This is a genomic window from Thiomonas sp. SCN 64-16, assembly GCF_001725585.1.
Classification (GTDB): Bacteria; Pseudomonadota; Gammaproteobacteria; order Burkholderiales; family Burkholderiaceae_C; genus Thiomonas; species Thiomonas arsenitoxydans.
In genome coordinates this window covers 1-17,433 of sequence record NZ_MEGQ01000050.1, presented here as the reverse complement: position 1 = coordinate 17,433, position 17,433 = coordinate 1, and the positions used below count along the sequence as shown (strand labels likewise).

At 62.2% G+C, this 17,433-nt stretch carries 16 protein-coding genes and 2 tRNA genes; 16 read left to right on the top strand and 2 right to left on the bottom strand.

Going from position 1 to position 17,433, the window contains the following annotated elements:
- The first annotated feature begins 605 nt into the window (after positions 1-605).
- From tolB to ABT24_RS12860, 10 genes are all read left to right on the top strand, one after another.
- Positions 606-1,922, top strand: a complete 1,317-nt coding sequence (gene tolB / locus ABT24_RS12905) for a Tol-Pal system beta propeller repeat protein TolB (RefSeq protein WP_276730522.1) — start codon at positions 606-608, stop codon at positions 1,920-1,922.
- Positions 1,923-2,042: 120 nt separating this feature from the next.
- Positions 2,043-2,585, top strand: coding sequence for a peptidoglycan-associated lipoprotein Pal (pal, locus tag ABT24_RS12900; RefSeq protein ID WP_156055300.1), 543 nt, complete (start codon positions 2,043-2,045; stop codon positions 2,583-2,585).
- Positions 2,582-3,397 (top strand): tol-pal system protein YbgF, encoded by an 816-nt coding sequence (gene ybgF / locus ABT24_RS12895; protein ID WP_276730521.1) that lies wholly within the window; start codon positions 2,582-2,584, stop codon positions 3,395-3,397. The genes pal and ybgF overlap by 4 nt, the downstream gene beginning before the upstream one ends.
- Before the next feature lie 170 nt (positions 3,398-3,567).
- Positions 3,568-4,683: a YeeE/YedE family protein gene (locus ABT24_RS12890; RefSeq protein WP_276730520.1), complete on the top strand. Its 1,116-nt coding sequence runs from the start codon at positions 3,568-3,570 to the stop codon at positions 4,681-4,683.
- Between the two features lie 11 nt (positions 4,684-4,694).
- The gene (locus ABT24_RS12885; RefSeq protein ID WP_276730517.1) at positions 4,695-5,495 is read left to right on the top strand and encodes a tRNA threonylcarbamoyladenosine dehydratase; all 801 of its coding nucleotides are present in this window, start codon (positions 4,695-4,697) and stop codon (positions 5,493-5,495) included.
- A 20-nt stretch (positions 5,496-5,515) separates the two neighbouring features.
- A tRNA-Lys gene (locus tag ABT24_RS12880) sits at positions 5,516-5,591 on the top strand.
- 36 nt (positions 5,592-5,627) lie between these two features.
- Positions 5,628-5,703: transfer RNA gene (locus ABT24_RS12875), tRNA-Lys, on the top strand.
- Between the two features lie 131 nt (positions 5,704-5,834).
- On the top strand, positions 5,835-6,851 hold the full coding sequence (locus ABT24_RS12870; protein WP_276730516.1) for a site-specific integrase: 1,017 nt from the start codon (positions 5,835-5,837) through the stop codon (positions 6,849-6,851).
- A gap of 193 nt (positions 6,852-7,044) precedes the next feature.
- Positions 7,045-9,195: a DNA topoisomerase 3 gene (locus tag ABT24_RS12865; protein WP_276730514.1), complete on the top strand. Its 2,151-nt coding sequence runs from the start codon at positions 7,045-7,047 to the stop codon at positions 9,193-9,195.
- On the top strand, positions 9,135-9,773 hold the full coding sequence (locus ABT24_RS12860) for a lytic transglycosylase domain-containing protein (RefSeq protein WP_338123582.1): 639 nt from the start codon (positions 9,135-9,137) through the stop codon (positions 9,771-9,773). Before ABT24_RS12865 ends, ABT24_RS12860 begins: the two co-directional genes overlap by 61 nt.
- Here the strand turns inward: ABT24_RS12860 and ABT24_RS12855 are convergent, their stop codons facing one another.
- Entirely contained in the window at positions 9,774-10,691 is a 918-nt protein-coding gene (locus tag ABT24_RS12855) for a hypothetical protein (protein ID WP_276730510.1), read from the bottom strand. It abuts the gene before it with no gap.
- Positions 10,692-10,731: 40 nt separating this feature from the next.
- The gene (locus tag ABT24_RS12850) at positions 10,732-11,127 is read right to left on the bottom strand and encodes a hypothetical protein (protein ID WP_276730508.1); all 396 of its coding nucleotides are present in this window, start codon (positions 11,125-11,127) and stop codon (positions 10,732-10,734) included.
- A 256-nt stretch (positions 11,128-11,383) separates the two neighbouring features.
- On the opposite strand from ABT24_RS12850, the gene trbB reads away from it, so the two are divergent.
- The 6 genes from trbB to ABT24_RS12820 form a co-directional block, all read left to right on the top strand.
- Entirely contained in the window at positions 11,384-12,337 is a 954-nt protein-coding gene (trbB, locus tag ABT24_RS12845; RefSeq protein ID WP_276730505.1) for a P-type conjugative transfer ATPase TrbB, read from the top strand.
- A 117-nt stretch (positions 12,338-12,454) separates the two neighbouring features.
- The gene (locus tag ABT24_RS12840; protein ID WP_276730503.1) at positions 12,455-12,823 is read left to right on the top strand and encodes a plasmid mobilization protein; all 369 of its coding nucleotides are present in this window, start codon (positions 12,455-12,457) and stop codon (positions 12,821-12,823) included.
- The gene (gene traI / locus ABT24_RS12835; RefSeq protein ID WP_286737964.1) at positions 12,823-14,736 is read left to right on the top strand and encodes a TraI/MobA(P) family conjugative relaxase; all 1,914 of its coding nucleotides are present in this window, start codon (positions 12,823-12,825) and stop codon (positions 14,734-14,736) included. The genes ABT24_RS12840 and traI overlap by 1 nt, the downstream gene beginning before the upstream one ends.
- Before the next feature lie 77 nt (positions 14,737-14,813).
- Positions 14,814-15,152, top strand: a complete 339-nt coding sequence (locus ABT24_RS12830; RefSeq protein WP_084440238.1) for a TrbC/VirB2 family type IV secretion system protein — start codon at positions 14,814-14,816, stop codon at positions 15,150-15,152.
- A gap of 9 nt (positions 15,153-15,161) precedes the next feature.
- A complete protein-coding gene (gene trbD, locus ABT24_RS12825) occupies positions 15,162-15,464 on the top strand; it encodes a conjugal transfer protein TrbD (protein WP_276730497.1) in 303 nt (100 codons plus the stop codon).
- 10 nt (positions 15,465-15,474) lie between these two features.
- Positions 15,475-17,433: VirB4 family type IV secretion/conjugal transfer ATPase (locus tag ABT24_RS12820; RefSeq protein ID WP_286737962.1), on the top strand; the 1,959-nt coding region annotated here is incomplete at its 3' end.

Below are 17,433 nucleotides of genomic sequence, written 5' to 3'. Positions count from 1 at the left end.
CCAATCTCACAACTCACGCTAGCTTGCAATTTTCAGGATCATTAGGGAAATTCAGAGATCCTATTATACATTACGCCTACAGGGATCTTTTTGAATCTATATCTAAGATAAATGATTACTCTGAAAAGGGTGCCATAAGAGCCTTTGAAAATGGGAAAAGATCATCCCTCGCTAAGGCAATCATGAAGTCTTTGTGGTCCTTTTTGAGAACTTATATTTTGAGATTGGGAGTGCTTGATGGAAAAATGGGATTTGTACTTGCTTGCAGTAATGCGCACGAAACGTGGTATCGATATTTAAAGATTTGGCTTCTAGAGAGACATCGATAAGGCTTGGCAAACAAGAGGATATTTCCGTACATTTCACCCGCAACTTAGGACAAGTCATCTTTGCGTTGGGCTCTCCTTCTTGAAGGCAGAGCTTCTGCCCGGAACCATTCCCCTTTTCCCAACTCAGTCTTGTTGTTGTCAAGTTCTGATTCAATTGCGCATCGCAGCAAGACTTGCGAATTTTTACTCCGGCAGGGCTCTCGTCCTTCTTAGAATTCCATTGCTGTGTTGGCTTCGGTTTGGCTGAAGCAACCCGGCTCTTTCACCGACATCTCCATGCAGCGACGCCGCTTTGTTTTAGGTTCTCTCTCTGCTCCGCTTGTTCGCGGGGCGGCTTCTTTTGTTGGGATCGCCACGCTGGCCAACTCGGCGCAGGCTCAGTTCAAGGTGGATGTTTCGGGCATCGGCGCCACGCAGATTCCCGTAGGCATCGGCGCCTTTCGCGACCTGAACCATTGCCCGCAGCCGATTGCCGACATCGTGCGGGCCGATCTCACGCGCAGCGGGCTGTTCGCCGTGAGCAATCTGGGAGGGGAGACACTCACCGAGCAAGGTCCGCCGAATTACGCCGCCTGGCGTTCGCAAAATCTCGAAGCGGTGGCGGGGGGCAGCGTGGCGCAGGTGGCGGGCGGACGTTGGCAAGTCCAGTTCCGCCTTTGGGACGCGGTGAAGCAGGCCGATCTCGGTGGTCTGGCGCTGACAGTCATGCCGGGCGACCTACGACTGGCGGCACACAAGATCAGCGATTACATCTACCAGAAGCTCACCGGGCAGCGCGGGGTGTTTGCCACGCGCATTACTTACATCACCAAGGCGGGACAGCACAATTTCTCGCTCAACATTGCCGACAGCGATGGCGCCAATCCGCAGTTTGCGCTGCGCAGCCGCGAGCCGCTGCTCTCGCCAGTGTGGTCGCCCAACGGGCAGGAACTGGCCTATGTCTCATTCGAGACCGGCAAGCCTGTCGTCTTCATGCAGGATGTGCGCAGCGGCGCACGGCGCGCAGTGGCTAATTTCAAGGGCTCGAACAGCGCACCGGCCTTCTCGCCCGACGGCGGCACGCTGGCCGTGGTGCTCACCCTTACCGGGCGCTCGCAGATTTATCTCATGCCCAGCAAAGGCGGCACGCCCCGGCAGCTGATGCGCTCGTATTCGATCGACACGGAGCCGACTTTCTCGCCCGACGGCAAGAGCCTGTATTTCGTCAGCGATCGCGATGGCGGCCCGCAGGTTTACAAGGTTGGGCTGAATGGCGGCAGCGTGCAGCGCATCACCTACAGCGGCGGCTATAACGTCAGCCCGGCCATCAGCCCGGACGGCAAGACGCTGGCCTACATTTCACAACAGGGCAACAGCTACCAGCTCTGGTCGATCAATCTCGCCACCAACGCCACCCAGTTGCTCGATGATGGCAGCGATTGCGGTCACCCGAGTTTTGCCCCGAACGGACAGATCGTGCTTTATTCTGCCGGGGGGCGTGGCGGTGAAGTGCTCAAGACGGTGTCGATTGACGGTCGAGTGCGCTCGACCTTGTCGCAGGCCGGCGTGCAGGTGCGCGAACCCAGTTGGGGACCCTGGACTCCGGATCGCTGAGGCTGCTTTCCACTGATAATTTTTTATTTCGCTTTCTCTTTCTTTTTTCTCGTTTTATCTGTTCTTCGTTGCACCCACCCCTTTTTACCCACCCTGATCTGATCGGAGAAACTCGTGAACATGCGCACTACCCTGGTATTTACCGCACTCGCTGCCGCCCTGGCCCTTGGTGGCTGCGCGTCACCCGTGCCTGTCAAACAAGCGCCAGTCGAGTCCAAGGCGCCCACTGCTGTGGAAGGCGGCACCGCAGGCGCCAATGCCAACGGCGCTGGTCAGAACCAGGTCGCCGCGGTACAAGCCCCGGCTGAGACCAACGCCGGCCCCGGCCCCAACGTGCCCAAGAGCGTGTATTTCGCGTTCAACAGCTACACGGTGGAAAGCCAGTACACCCCGGTGCTCAACGCCAACGCCACCTATCTCACGCAACACCCGCAGGCTCATGTGCAACTGCAAGGCAATACCGATGCCCGTGGCAGCCGCGAATACAACCTGGCGCTGGGCCAGAAGCGTGCAGATGCGGTGATGAAGGGCATGGAGCTGCTCGGCGTGAAGCCCGCGCAGATGGAAGCCATCAGCTACGGCAAGGAAAAGCCCAAGGCCCTGGGCAACACCGAGGCTGACTACGCCGAAAACCGTCGCGTTGACATCGTCTATCAACGATGAGCCGCTTCACTTTTTCGCAAGCCGCCCGCCCGCTGCGCCGTGTGCAGCAGGTGCTGCCTGCGGCTTTGCTGGCCGCGGGGCTGGGCATGGGTCTGGCCGCGCCAGCCCATGCCGACATGTTCCCGGACAACGAGGCGCGGCGCGCCATTCTTGATCTGCGCAACCAGGTGACGCAGAACCAGCAGGCCACGCAGAACCAGCTCGCGCAGCAGGCGCAGCAGATCCAGCAGATCCGCAACTCATTGCTCGATCTGTCGAACCAGATCGAGCAGATGCGCGGAGAAATCGCCCAGGTGCGCGGCAAGCAAGACGCCGCCACACAGCAGCTCAACGATGCGCTGGTCAAGCTGCAGACCAGCCAGCAGCAGCTCACCCAGCGCCTCAAACCGCTGGAGCCGGTGCAGGTGCAGATCAACGGTCAGACTTATACGGTGCAGCCCGCGGAAAAAGCCGCTTTCGAGCAGGCGCTGGCCACCTTCCGCAATGGCGATTTTGCGGGCAGCGCCACGCAGTTGAAGGCGTTTTTGGCGCAGTATCCGTCCAGCCCGTATGACGCCGATGCCCAGTATTGGCTGGCCAACGCGCAATACGCGCAAAAGCAGTACAAGGATGCCATCGCCTCGTTTCAGGGCCTGATTCAGAGCAGCCCGAACAACCCGCGCTTGCCCGAAGCCATGCTGGGGCTGGCGAACTGCCAGATCGAGGTGCGGCAAATCGTCGCAGCGCGCAAAACGCTGAACGAACTGGTGAAGACCTACCCGCAGTCTGAAGCGGCGCAGGCCGGGCGCGACCGGCTGGCCAAGCTGAGGTGACCGTCACGGCCGCTGCAGCGGCCGTGACAGAGTGATCGGCAGCGTCGTTCCCGCAAACTGCGAGCCGGATTGCCGAACCCCGTCCCGGCAACACGGCTGGCATCGTCATGGAACAATAACGCATTGCGGCGAGACCCATCCGTTCTCGTCATTCAGGTGCCTTCTCTTCCATGTCGTCCGCTTCCGTTCCCGTCATCAACGCCACCGTCCTCTGGGCGGGCTTCGCCCTGAGCCTGGTGTTTGGTGCCATCATGCAGCGCACGCGGTTTTGCACCATGGGCTCGGTAAGCGATATCGTCAACATGGGTTCTTGGATGCGCATGCGCATGTGGGTGCTGGCCATTGCCACGGCGACCATCGGCTTCAATCTGCTGGCCGCTACCGGGCAGATCGATTCGGCGCAGACGATCTACACCACGTCCAGGGTGCTCTGGCTGTCGGCCCTGGTTGGCGGCGTGTTGTTCGGCTTCGGCATGGTGCTGGCCTCGGGCTGCGGCAGCAAGACCCTGGTGCGCATTGGCGAGGGTAATCTCAAAGCCGTGGTCGTTTTTGTAATGATCGCGATATTCGCCTACATCACCCTGCGCGGCATCACGGCCGAGGTGCGGGTGCGGGTGTTCGACAAAGTGGCGTTCAATCTCTCGGGCCCGCAGGATTTGCCCGCGATCTTCGCCCACGCCACCGGGCTGCCGTTGGCCGATTTGCAACTGGTGCTGGGCCTGGGCGTCGGGCTGCTGCTGGGCGTCTGGGCCTTGAGCGCGCGCGAGTTTCGTACCGCCAACAACTTGCTCGCGGGTTTCGGCCTGGGCGCCGTCATCGTGGCGGTCTGGTTCGTTTCGGGCAAACTGGGCTTTCTGGCGGAAGACCCGCAAACGCTGCAGGCCGCGTACATCGGCACGCAGAACAACAAGATGGAATCGCTGAGCTTTGTCGCGCCGCTGGCCTACACCCTGTTCTGGTTCATGATGTACAGCGACGCCAGCAATGTGCTGACGCTGGGCATTGTCTCGGTGTTCGGCGTGATCGCGGGTTCTGCCGGTATGGCGCTCATCACGCGCCAGTTCCGCTGGGAAGGTTTTCGCGGCGCGGAAGATACGGCCAATCACCTGGTCGGCGGCGCGCTGATGGGCATTGGCGGCGTGACCGCGCTGGGCTGCACCATCGGCCAGGGCATGAGCGGGGTGTCCACCCTGTCCATCACCAGCTGGATCGCGTTTCTGTCCATCGTGGGCGGCGCTGTGCTCGGGGTGAAGTATCAGGCCTGGCGCGTCGAGCGCACCGCCTGACGCGCTCGGCCATGCACGCCTCCCCTTTCGTCGCCATCCCCCCCGCCGACACGCCCGACCTGGACCGGCGTTTCGGCGGGCTATCACGGCTGTATGGTACGGTCGGCGCCCAGCGCATCGCCCAGGCGCATGCGGTCGTCGTCGGCGTGGGCGGCGTGGGATCTTGGGCCGCCGAAGCCCTGGTCCGCAGTGGCCTGGGGCAGCTCACACTGATCGACCTCGACCACGTTGCCGAATCCAACATCAACCGGCAGATTCAGGCGCTGGACAGCACCTTGGGCATGTCCAAGGTGGGCGCGCTGCAAGCGCGATTTGTGCAGATCAACCCAGAGTGCCGCGTCAATTGCGTGGAAGAGTTCGTCGATGCCGAAAACGCCGCGGCACTGATTCCGGCTGACGCCCAGGTGCTGATCGACTGCTGCGATCAGGTGCGCGCCAAGGCCGCGCTCGCCGCGCTCTGCCTGCAACGCCGCCAGGCCCTGTTCATGGCCGGCGCTGCGGGCGGCAAGCGCCATGCCGACGCCCTGCAATGCGCCGATCTGTCGGAAGTCACGCACGACCCGCTGCTCGCCAACGTGCGCTACCAGCTACGCCGCCAACATGGCGCTCCTCGCAATGGCCGCATCGGCGTGCTCTGCGCGTTCAGCAAGGAAGCCATCATTCGCCCCGAAGCAAGCACTTGCGACCCGCTGGCCGAAGAGGCGGCACCGCCCGACAACAGCCTGAACTGTGCCGGTTTTGGCTCCAGCGTGATGGTGACCGCCGCCATGGGCATGATGCTCGTCGCCCGCGCCCTGGATGCCGTGCTATGATTTCGGGCTTGATTTCTGTGGGGTCGTTAGCTCAGTCGGTAGAGCAGCGGACTTTTAATCCGTTGGTCGCGTGTTCGAGTCACGCACGACCCACCAGACCCACCAAGACGCACCGTTGAAACCAAATCAAACGGGTTGTTAGCTCAGTTGGTAGAGCAGCGGACTCTTAATCCGTAGGTCGACAGTTCGAGCCTGTCACAACCCACCAAGAATACATTGGAAAATCAAGGCCCTACAGCGTATGCCGTAGGGCCTTTTTCTTTGCGCACTTGAGTTTGGTTCACTTTTGGTTCACTTGGGTACACTTCCCGGTACACCAACCGCCCGAGGAGATGAACCATGGCGAGCTTCCAGAAACGCGCTGGCGCGTGGCGCGCCCTGATCCGGCGCAAGGGCTATCCAGCCATCTCCAACACATTCGACACCAAAGCGGAAGCAGAAGCCTGGGCGCGGAAGACGGAATCTGAGATCGACCGTGGGCAGCACGTCGATCATCGTCCCGCCAAAGCCATCACCTTTGCTGACTGTCTGCGCCGTTACTCCGCTGAAGTCAGCGCAAAGAAAAAAGGGGCAAAACAGGAACGCTCACGCATCGCCTTCCTGTTGGAGCAATCCTTTGCCAAGCGCGCGATCGGCGATCTCCGCGGCGATGACTTCGCGCGCTATCGAAATGCGCGGCTAAAGGCCGTTTCCCCAGCGTCCGTTCGACTGGAGCTTGCCCTGGTTTCGCATCTGTTCAGCACGGCGATCAAGGAGTGGGGTATCGGAGTGACGACCAACCCTGTGAAGCAAATCGCGAAGCCCAAAGTTCAGAACGCCCGCGACCGGCGATTTGTCGGCGAGGAAGAGGCGCGACTGTTCGTTGCCATCGATGCAATTTGCGCTCAGCGGCATGGCCGGGCGGTGGTGCATCCGCGCGACTGGCTTCGCCAACTTATCACCGTCGCGCTCGAAACCGCGATGCGCCAAGGCGAGCTCTTGTCGATGACCTGGGAGAACCTTCATGTGGCAGAGCGCTACGTCTTGTTGCCAGACACCAAAAACGGCACCGCACGCCGGGTGCCCCTATCGCGCGCCGCACTCGATGCGATCGCGTCAACACCCAGGCAAGCATCCAGTCCCCGAATCTTTGCCTTGTCGCAGACCATGGTCAAACAAAACTGGCTCCCCGCGATCAAGGCTGCTGGCATCCAAGACTTCCACTTCCATGATCTTCGCCACGAGGCGACTTCGCGCATGGCGAGGAAACTACCCATGCACGACCTGATGAAAGTCACGGGACACAAAACGGCCGCGATGCTGGCGCGCTATTACCACCCCATCCCCGCAGATTTGGCCGCAGCACTGGACGCCTGAGCGCACCTAGCCGCTTTCTTTGCCCCTGCCTTGCCTTGGTGCCGCGACAGCGGCATGCCGTGGCCTTGCCTCTCACGCCCTGCCGCCCCGGCGCATATCCCTATGCCGGGCGCGGTTCGCGGATTTCCCTGCTCCTTTGCCGCGATTTGTGGGTGGTGCCGACGCGCCCGGCTCCTTTTTCTGGAGCCTTCCCATGCGCCTCATCATTGCCGAAAAGCCTTCCGTCGCCCAAGCCATCGCCGGCGTCATCGGCGGAGCCAAACGGGCAGACGGCTTCATCGACTGTCCACAAACCAAGACCCGCGTCACCTGGTGCTTCGGCCACCTGCTGGAGCAGTCCAGGCCCGAGGACTATGTAGACGGCGGTAAGGTGCTGGCTTCGCACCTGCCCGTCGTTCCCGACAAGTGGATTCTGTCGCCCCGTGACGGCGGCGCAGGCAAACAGATCAAAGCCATCCGCGATCTGCTCAAGGACGCCACCGAAGTCGTCAACGCCGGTGACGCCGACCGGGAGGGCCAGCTGCTGGTCGATGAGGTCTTGCTGTTCCTGGGCTGGAAGGGCAAGACCTCCCGGCTTTGGCTGTCCAGTCTTGATGATGCCAGTGTGCGCAAGGCGCTCTCTGGCATCAAGGACAACGCCGCCATGCGTCCCGTGTACGAGTCAGCCCTGGCTCGCCAGCGTGTGGACTGGCTCATGGGCATGAACGCCTCCATCGCTCTGAGCCGCAACCTGCAGTCCTGCGGGGTGCCGGGCGCCTGGAGCATCGGACGCGTGCAGACGCCGACCTTGGCGCTTCTGGTGGATCGCCAGCGCGACATCGAACACTTCAAGCCCCGCGACTTCTACCAGGTCATCGCCAATCTTGACGGCGGCATCAAGGCGCTATGGCAACTGCCCGACGATCTGTCAGATGAGGACGGTCGCCTGCTGGAGAACGACAAAGCCGAAGAAACCGCGCGCCGCATCGCCGGCAAGGCCGCGCGGGTGGGTAAGTTCGCCCGCAAGACCGGCGAGCGGCAAGCCCCGCTTCCGTTCACACTTGGCGGGCTGCAAAAGATCGCCAGCAGCCGACTTGGGCTTTCCGCCAAAGACACGCTGGCAGCAGCGCAGGAACTCTACGAGGCCAAGATTACGACCTACCCGCGCACCGATTGCCCCTACCTCCCAACCGAGATGCACGGCGCGGCGTCTGGTGTGCTCAAGATCATCGGCGCTGTCGGCATCGCGGGGATCGATGCGTCGCGCAAGCATGCGGCCTGGAACACCGCCAAGGTCGAGGCGCATCACGGCATCATCCCGACCGGACAGAGCCCGGATGCTGCTGGTCTGTCCAGCGATGCGAAGCGCGTGTTTGACTTGATCCGCGAGTCGTTCATTCGTCTTTTCATGCCTCCCGAGAAATTTGAGACGCGCGAAGCGCTGTTCGACATCGACGGCCTGCCGTTCCGCGCCGCTGCGCGTGTCGTACTCGACCCCGGCTGGACGCGGCTAGGCGGCAAAGACGACGACGAGGGGCAAGACAGCGATGAACAGCCCAGCGCCATGCCCGATCTGCGAGAGGGTGAGGCCCGCACATGCGAGCGCGGCGAAGTCATTGCCAAGCGCACCACGCCGCCCAAGCCCTACACCGACGGCACGCTGATTGCCGCGATGACGGGCGTGCACAAGTTGGTCACCGATCCCAAGCTGAAGGCGCGCCTGAAGGAAACTTCAGGCCTGGGCACCGAGGCAACGCGGGCATCGATGATCGAAGTGCTGATCGCCCGCGAGTACGCCGAGCGACGCAAGAAGGAAATCCACCCGACAGCACGCGGGGCGCAGCTGATCGACATGCTGCGCAAGGTGACGCCGGAACTTGCTGACCCCGGCACCACGGCGCTGCAGGAGGATGCTCTTGCGGCGGTCGCCAGCGCGCGACTGGCCTTCGATGCTTTCATGGCCGACCAGATCGGCACGGTGCGCGACGCCACCCGCAAGCTGCTTGATGGCCAGCTTGGGACTGCGCCGGTGGCCATGCACACCTGCCCAGCATGCGGCGGCGCGCGCTGTGCGAAGCGCACCAGCAAGGCTGGGAGCACATATCACCGCTGCCTAGACTGCGAAGCCGCCTTTGGCGACGAGGGCGGCAAACCGGGCAAGCGCTTCGAGGACAAACCGCAAGGCGAAGGGGCGGCAAAGCCATTCGCCACCGGCCCGAATTGCCCGGCCCGCAAGAAGAACACCTTCAAGAACGAAACCAAGACCGGCAAGCCCTACTACCGCTGCGGCGCCTGCAAGGGCGCATGGTGGCCGGATCGGCGGGATGGCGGCAAGCTGGGGGTGAAGTGGGAGCAGATGAAATGACGCCTGCGGCTCTACTATATGAGTGCGCTCCAGCCATTGCGCCGGTGACGATGGCTGCCATCGTGCAGCAGGAGAGCGGGGGGAACCCGCTGGCGCTGCATGACAACACGACCGGCCGGAGCTATCGGCCAGCCAGCCACGCCGACGCGGCTCAGCTCGCCCGCGATCTGGTCGCGCAAGGTCATTCAGTGGACATCGGGCTGGCCCAGATCAACAGCCGCAATCTGCAGGGGCTGGGGATGACCGTCGATCAGGCGCTGCAGCCCTGTGAGAACCTGCGTGCGGCGCAGAGTGTGCTGCTCGATGGCTGGAAACGATCCGGCGATCTTCGCGCCACGCTGTCCGCCTACAACACGGGCAAGCTGGACGGCTCAACTGGCGCGGGATATGGGGCATCGGTCTTCGACAAAGCCGGGGTGACCGTGCCAGCTATCCCCGGAGGGAAAATGGCGAGATGGGCGGTCAGCACCGCAGATGCGACCGTCACCGTGCTGCCACCTGTGCGCCCGGTTGTGACTTGGACGCCGCAGGCCAGCCCTCTCTCTCCAAACTGCGGCGGGCTGGCTGTGAAATGGTGATCAGGCGGTGCAGAGCAGAAATGCGTCGAGCACTTTACCGGGAGCCATCGAGGATGCCGAATCGACGCGAACCCGGCATTTATAAGTCCAAATGCCGCCCGGCTCGAATTCCCTCACCTCATATTCATCCTCTCCCTGCTCGGAACCGACCCAGTGAAAGCGGGCCCACCCGGGCTTTGGTGCCGGTTCCTTGTCCTGGATGATGGTGGCGCTCAGTCCGTCCTTGGTGGTGGCAACATAAAACATTTTCTGCGCGACGGATTTATGTTTTCCTCGCGCTATTTGGCGGGCCAGCGCGGCTGCATCATCTTTCCCATCTTTTGCTGCCGAATTTATTTTTGAAATGATTTCGCGCCGCCGCATGTCCTTCATTTCGCGGTGTGTCCGCTCAGAGAGACCGGTCGCATCCCCCCAGTCACGGCTCGTTGTTTCAAACAAAGCGTGGTCGGCCTCGCCGACACCAATCCTGCAAAGCAAGAGTTTCAAGCTATTTTCACCGCCATCGTCATTTATCTCGCCCCCGAATTCTTCTTCGCTGTCATTTTGGTAATTGCCCGCATCTCCCAAACCACATTCTGTTTCATCATCGCCACCAGAATCAGACGGAACGGTCCCAACTGCATAACAACTTTGAACAATCCCATATTTGCAATATTTTGCGACCTGGTAAAAAAGAGTGACCTGATTGATTTTGTCATCGGTCGGCTTCTTTTTTAGATAATCAAGCACCCGCACCAGGATCTCCTGCGCGCGGTCCTCCATCTGGTCCAGAGAACCGCCGCTTTTGAAGGGCCGCCACCCATTGATTTCTGTGTCAGCCCACAGCCGCGCGGCGCGTTGGCACTCCAACAAGAGCGCCTGTGGCGGCCAGTCGCGAAGGGGTGTGCCGACGAGCTGATTCTTGGACTCCAATTTCATGACTTCACTCCTTTTAAGTTTGGTATTTGGTTTTTTGTATTCAGACCGGAAGTTGAAACTCTTGCTCAACATTAAGTTTTGGCTGCCGCGCGAGGGGTACCCCAGACACTTCTTCAGCCGCTGCACGAGCAGCCCAAAGTCCAAGCAGCACAATAAAACTGACAAAATGATGGATAAATTGCGCGCCCTGGGATTTGATTTGTTTTGCCATTTTGATAATGGCAATCACAGCGTGCCGCGCAACCACCAAGCCGCAGCGCGACGCCGTTTTTTTGTCGCGCGCAGCCATCATTGCCAAGCGGCGGCCGGTGCGCCCGAGCGCCCAGGTTTTCAAAAAGGCGGTCGGAGATTTGCACATTCCCAGCCAAGCAAACCCGACGGCAGGGGATGGAAGGTTGTGGATAATTGCCAGAGCGCGCTCTTCAGCCTTGTTCATTTTGGTCACCCATAAGTTTCAGTGACCACATTGCAACAAGGACAAGGCAATTATGTCCACACCACATAAATAATCGTCAAATAACGCGATATAATCAGAAATAAATAGTCGAATAACAACATCAGAACACGTCAACAACAACAAAAAACCGCAATCAATTCGTGGCGCGCTCAGTCAAAGTTACACACTATTACATTCACCGCTTCGCCGCCCAGCGTGATAACCGTTCATCAACATTCAGGCGTCGGCGAAAGAAATGGCAGATGAGCAAACAACATCCAGGGCGCGCCAAAGTGAGGCCCTGCGGCGCGCGATGGGCGCAGAAATCCTCACCCCACTCGAAGACCCCAAGGTCGTTGAAATCATGCTGAACCCCGACGGCACCCTGTGGGTGGATCGCCTCGGAGAGGGCATGGCGTGCGCAGGGCAGGTTGACGCCGTGCGGGCGCTCACCATCGTCAACACCGTCGCCGCGATGCTCGACACCGTGGTGACCCCTGAGCGCCCGATCCTCGAATGCGAACTGCCGATCGATGGCAGCCGCTTCGAGGCCCTGATCCCGCCGTTGGTCGAACGAGCCAGCTTCGCGTTGCGCAAGAAGGCGACCCTGGTCTTTACCTTCGACGACTACGTGTCCAAGGCGATCATGACTGCCGAGCAATGCGCGGCGATCCAGGAGGCCGTCGCTGCTCGGCAGAACATTCTGGTGAGCGGTGGCACAGGTACAGGTAAGACGACGCTTGCCAATGCCGTTCTCGATGCCGTCGCGAAACTCGATGCCGGTCATCGGGTCGTTGTGATCGAGGACACCCGGGAATTGCAGGTCAGTGCCGAGAACGTCGTGTTCCTGCGCACCAGCGACAACACCGACATGACGCGCCTGCTGCGCGCCACGATGCGCCTACGGCCGGATCGCATCGTGGTGGGCGAGGTGCGCGACGGCAGCGCCCTGGCCCTGCTCAAGGCCTGGAACACCGGCCACCCAGGCGGTGTCGGCACCGTGCATGCCAACGACGCCAGCGCCGCGCTCATCCGCATCGGCCAGCTCATCCAGGAGGCTGGCGTTCCCCCGAATCCCGAACTGATCGCCGAGGCGGTCAATATCGTCGTGTCCATCAAGCGCACCGCAGATGGTCGTCAGGTCGAGGAGGTTGCTGCCGTGCGCGGCTGGTCGGCCAGCAGCGGGTTCCACGTCCAGCGGCTGGCTTGAAAAGGTCGCCTGCTGCAAGGCACCGATCCGCTTCGCGGCGACAGTTGGTGGCGGCGCTTGAGCCCGGGTCTGCCGTCCGCTCGCATATCCCCATGACAACAGCAATGGGGACTGCCCATGAACTCAAACAACAAACCCAAACGCAAGCCGCGTGAACTCTTTTTTCATTTTCGGTGCACACGCGCGGAAATCGACGCCATCAACGCCCATGCTGCGCAGGCGGGCATGCGCCCCGGCGTCTTCGTGCGCGATCTCGCCCTGTCAGGCGGCAAGCTACGCATCGTCAGCCGGGTCGACGAAAGCGCCGTGTTCGAGCTACGCCGCCTTGGCGCCATGCTCAAGAGCCTCTACCCCAAAGAGTCCAACTGGACGAACGAGGAAAAGCGGCGCCACTGGTCGGCCATGCAAGCCGTCCTTGAGCACGCCGACAGGCTCGCTGGCGATGCGCCAGATGCCGATGACCGCGAGGCCAACAGGATCCCCTGATGCTCGCCAAGGTCATCAAGCTCAAGAACGAGCGTGGCGGGCGCGTTTCCGCGCACCACGGCCTGCAGTACATCTTCCGCGAGGGGGGCGAAGAGCACACGCTTGAGCGCGATGTCGTGGGCGGCAGTTTCAACCTGGAGCTAGGCGACCTTGACTTGGCTGACCCGCTGGATCGCGCCCTGGCGATCCGCATGATGGACTACACCGCAGAAGCAGGCCGCCTGCGCAATCGGTTCACCAGCAACCCGTTCTATCACTATGCGATCTCCTGGCGCGAGGGCGAACTCCCGACGTCGGAACAATGCCGCGAAGCAGCCGCGCACACGCTCAAAGCCCTCGGTATGGATGAGAACCAGGCCGTATGGGGGCTGCACACCGACCGCGAACACCACTGGCACATCCACATCCTGGCAAATCGCGTTCACCCCGAAAAACTCAACCTTTCCGGCCCGCCCAAGTTCGATTTTCTGGTGCTCGACAAGGCGTGCCGCGAACTGGAATTGATGCAGGGCTGGGCGCACGACAAAGGCCCGCATGTCGTCATCGACGGCGCGATCCAGCGCCTGAGCAAGCGCCAGCGAGAGCAGCTTGGCCTGCGCAAGACTGACCGCGCACCGACGCCTGGCGCACGCGCAGCGGAAGTCCACTCCGGCGTTCCCAGCCTCTCGGAGTGGCTGAACAGGCGCGCCAAAGACGAACTGCTGTCCGCACGCTCCTGGGAAGAACTGCATCACCTTCTGGCCGAGCGCGGCTGCGCGCTGCGACTGAGCGGCGGCGGGCTGGGGATCGACACCCGGTTGCCCGACGGCCGCGCCACCAGCACCAAGGCCAGCGGCGTGCATTACTCCTTGAGCCTGGGTCGGCTGGAGAAGAAGTTCGGCACATCTTTCCTCGCCCCCGATCTTTCCGCCGTCCAGGCGCAGCCCGCGAAAACCTACGCCCGCTTCGTCGACGGCGTGCGCGCCGGAACCGAACCGGGTCTGCGGGAGATTCCAGGCCGCACGGGATCGACGCCAGAACGGCAAGCCAAGCGCGAAGCTCGCGCCCTTGCGCGCAAGGAACTGGCGGACACGTTCAAGCGCGAGCAGGCGACGCAAAAGCAGGCGCGCGGCGTACTGGTTTCCAGCCTGCGCACACATCATCAGGCCGAGCGCGCAGCGCTCCGTCAGAAACTCAAGGCCATCAAGCCCGCGCGCATCGCGCAACTCACAACAGAGCACGGCAGCAAGCAGATCGCGCAAGGGTTGTGGGCCGCCGAAGCCGTGATCCGGCGGCAGAAATTGCAAAAGCGGCAGAAAGCCGAACGCACGTCGCTGACCAAGGATGCGCCGCGCGTGGACTGGGTGGGCTGGCTGGAACGCCAAGCGATGGCGGGTGACGAGGCGGCGGCATCGGCGCTGCGCGGCATCAAGTACCGCGAGGGGCGGCAGAAGAACAAGAGCAAAAACGGCTTCGAGGGAGAAGACCTCGATCCGCTGCGGGCAGCGGCGGCCGAGGGCGGCTCGATCGGCGGCGTGCCGCAAGACCCAACAGCAGGGGCAAGAAAAGCCTTTGCCCTGGAAGACGCCCGAATCCAGATCGATCGGCGCAATCAGCGTATCGAGTACCACGACCAGGCAGGCCAGGTGCGCATGACCGACTCAGGTCCGCGCGTGGATGTCCATGTTCCAGACGTCGACACCATCGACGCAGGTCTGCAACTTGCCGCGCAGAAGTTCGGTGGCGAGACCTACATCACGGGAGACGCCGCATTCCGCGAGCAGTCCGCGCGCCGGGCTGTGCGTCTCGGGGTCGGGGTGAAGGACGAAGACCTGCAACACATCGTCGCGCAGGAACGTGCGCAGATCGAAGTCGAGCGCAGTCCATCCCGCCCGCGCCAGCCCGCTCCACCGCGTGATCCGCCGCCGCGCTGAGAGCACCGCCGCCCCCGTGAATATCCATTCAAGGGGGGCGTCCCCGATCTGGCTTAATTCATTGAAAGGGCAAAGCCATGAAGTTCTCCACCATCCGTAACCTGCGCGCCGCCGTTGTGCGTCGCTTGACCCTCGCTGCCGCCGTGTTCGCAGCAACGACTATGGAGGCGTTCGCCTCGACATCGGGCGGTCTGCCGTGGGACACCCCCATCCAGACCCTGCAAAACGACTTGACCGGCCCCGTCGCCACCGGCATCAGCGTCATCGCCTTCCTCGCTGCCGGCGCCGCCCTGGTGTTCGGCGAAGAACTGGGCGGCATCGCCAAGAAGGCCCTGTACGTCGTGCTGGGCGTGGCCATGATCGTCATGGGCAATAAGTTCCTGTCGGCCCTGGGGCTGTCGGGCGCGGTGATCTGAGGCGCCGCCGTGGACGATCAGGACATCTCCGCGCCGATCCACGGCTCGCTCAACCGCCCGCTGCTGATGCTGGGCGGTGAGCGCACCTTGGTGCTCGGCCTGATGACGCTCGCCGGGGTCTTCGTGTTTTCGCTTGCCAAGCTGTGGGCGGCCGCCCTCGGGATCGGCCTCTGGGTGCTGGGCGCCTGGGCGCTGTCCCGCGCTGCCAATTTTGACCCGCAGTTGTCCAAGACCGGGCGTCGCTCGCTTGCCTACAAACGCTTCTACCCCGGTCGCGCCACGCCGTTCGGCAAGACGCGCGAGTGGAAATAAAAGGATCAACATGCTCGCTCTAAAAGAATTCCGTGACCGTGCCGCCGGTCTGCCCGACCTGTTGCCCTGGGCGGCCCTGGTCGACGATGGCATTGTGTTGACCAAGGCTGGCGCGCTGCTTGCTGGCTGGTGGCATCAGGGCCCCGATCTGGATTCAGCTACAAAGGCTGAACTGGGCGCGATGGCGGCTCGCATCAACAATGCTCTGTCCCTCGACGACGGCTGGGTCGTCAACTGCGACGCCATCCGCCAGCAGGCCCCCGGCTACCCGAAGTCGGGCGCGTTCCCCGACCGCACCACGCGCCTGATCGACGACATGCGCCGTGCGCGGCATGAGGGCCAGCACGCAGGGTTCGAGAGCCGCTTCGCGCTGACGATCTCCTGGTTCCCCGATCCCGACGCCGCCGACAAAGCCGCGTCGATGTTCATTGACGGCGGCGAGAAAACCGGCGTGGCTGCGCGCAATTTGCAGCGCTTCAAGGACGGTATCCGCGAAGTCGAATCGCGGCTGTCCACGGTCGTCAAGATCAAGCGCATGACGGACGCAGTGGATGAACAAGTCGGCGCAGTTTCCAGCGAACTACTGGGCTATCTCGAATCCTGCGTGACGCTGAATACGCCGCGCCTGGTGCGCATGCCCGAAGTCCCGATGTACCTGGACGCCGTGATCGGGCAGCATGACCTCACCACGGGCTTCGAGCCGCGCCTCGATGGCCGCCCCATGGTGTGCCTGGCCGTCGAAGGCTTCCCGGCGTTTTCCGCCCCCGGCATTCTGGACTTCCTGTCGCGCCTGCCGGTGGCCTACCGCTGGAGCAATCGCTTCATCTACTTGTCGCAGGCGCAGGCCGACAAGGTGCTGAACTCGTACCGCAGCAAGTGGGCACAGAAACGCAAGAGCATGATGAACCTGGTGCGCGAAGCGTCGGGCGGCGCGGCGACGCACCTCAACATGCACGCGGTCGAGCAAACCGAGGACGCCGTAGCTGCAATCAGCGAGAACCAGTCTGGTGCGGTGCGCTTTGGCTATTACACCAGCGTCATCCTGCTTGCGCATGAAAACAGCACAACCCTGGACGAGATCGCCCGCGAAGTGCGCAAGATCATCGAGAACGCCGGGTTCGGCGCGCGTATCGAGACCGTGAACGCCGTCGAAGCCTATCTGGGCACGATGCCGGGTAACACGCACGCGAACGTCCGCCGCCCGCTGATCAACACGCTGAATCTGGCGCACATGCTCCCGTTCACCGCGGTATGGGCCGGGCCGGACACGAATCCCTGCCCGTTCTATCCGCCGAACAGCCCGCCGCTGCTGTATGCCAAGACCGACGGGGCCACCCCGTTCCGCCTGAGCCTGCATGCGGGCGACCTGGGCCACACCGTCATTCTTGGGCCGACCGGCTCGGGCAAGTCCACCTTGCTTGCCACGCTGGTCGCACAGCAGTTCCGCTACAAGCACGCGCAGGTTTTTGCTTTCGACAAAGGTTATTCCATGCTGCCTCTGTGCTGGGGCGCTGGCGGCCAGCATTACGACATCGGCGGTGGGCATGGCGAACTGGCGTTCTGCCCGCTGGGTCGCTGCCATGAGCCGAACGAACAGGCCTGGGCAGCCGAGTGGATCGAGCAACTGTGCGAACTGCAAGGCGTGCGCATCATCCCGGAGCATCGCCAGAAGATTTACCGCGCGATTGTGCAACTCGGACAGTCTACCGACGCGATGGCGCAGCGCACGATGACCAACTTCCTGATCCAGTTGCAGGATGCGGAGCTGCGTGATGCGCTGAGCTACTACACGATCAGCGGCGCGGCCGGGCATCTGCTCGACGCCGAGACCGACGCGCTGGCTGAAGACCCGTTCCAGGTGTTCGAGATGGAACACTTGATGAACAAGGGCGACAAGGTGGTTCTGCCGGTGCTGTCCTACCTGTTCCACCGCTGCGAGCAGCGCTTCAAAGGCCAACCGACGCTGCTG

Coding starts and splice junctions, on each gene's coding strand:
- ABT24_RS12850 (WP_276730508.1), bottom strand. CDS start 11,127: ATGAACAAGGCTGAAGAGCGCGCTCTGGCAATTATCCACAACCTTCCA.
- traI (WP_286737964.1), top strand. CDS start 12,823: ATGCTCGCCAAGGTCATCAAGCTCAAGAACGAGCGTGGCGGGCGCGTT.
- ybgF (WP_276730521.1), top strand. CDS start 2,582: ATGAGCCGCTTCACTTTTTCGCAAGCCGCCCGCCCGCTGCGCCGTGTG.
- ABT24_RS12860 (WP_338123582.1), top strand. CDS start 9,135: ATGGTGGCCGGATCGGCGGGATGGCGGCAAGCTGGGGGTGAAGTGGGA.
- tolB (WP_276730522.1), top strand. CDS start 606: ATGCAGCGACGCCGCTTTGTTTTAGGTTCTCTCTCTGCTCCGCTTGTT.
- ABT24_RS12870 (WP_276730516.1), top strand. CDS start 5,835: ATGGCGAGCTTCCAGAAACGCGCTGGCGCGTGGCGCGCCCTGATCCGG.
- ABT24_RS12865 (WP_276730514.1), top strand. CDS start 7,045: ATGCGCCTCATCATTGCCGAAAAGCCTTCCGTCGCCCAAGCCATCGCC.
- ABT24_RS12885 (WP_276730517.1), top strand. CDS start 4,695: ATGCACGCCTCCCCTTTCGTCGCCATCCCCCCCGCCGACACGCCCGAC.
- ABT24_RS12830 (WP_084440238.1), top strand. CDS start 14,814: ATGAAGTTCTCCACCATCCGTAACCTGCGCGCCGCCGTTGTGCGTCGC.
- ABT24_RS12890 (WP_276730520.1), top strand. CDS start 3,568: ATGTCGTCCGCTTCCGTTCCCGTCATCAACGCCACCGTCCTCTGGGCG.
- ABT24_RS12840 (WP_276730503.1), top strand. CDS start 12,455: ATGAACTCAAACAACAAACCCAAACGCAAGCCGCGTGAACTCTTTTTT.
- trbB (WP_276730505.1), top strand. CDS start 11,384: ATGGCAGATGAGCAAACAACATCCAGGGCGCGCCAAAGTGAGGCCCTG.
- pal (WP_156055300.1), top strand. CDS start 2,043: ATGCGCACTACCCTGGTATTTACCGCACTCGCTGCCGCCCTGGCCCTT.
- ABT24_RS12855 (WP_276730510.1), bottom strand. CDS start 10,691: ATGAAATTGGAGTCCAAGAATCAGCTCGTCGGCACACCCCTTCGCGAC.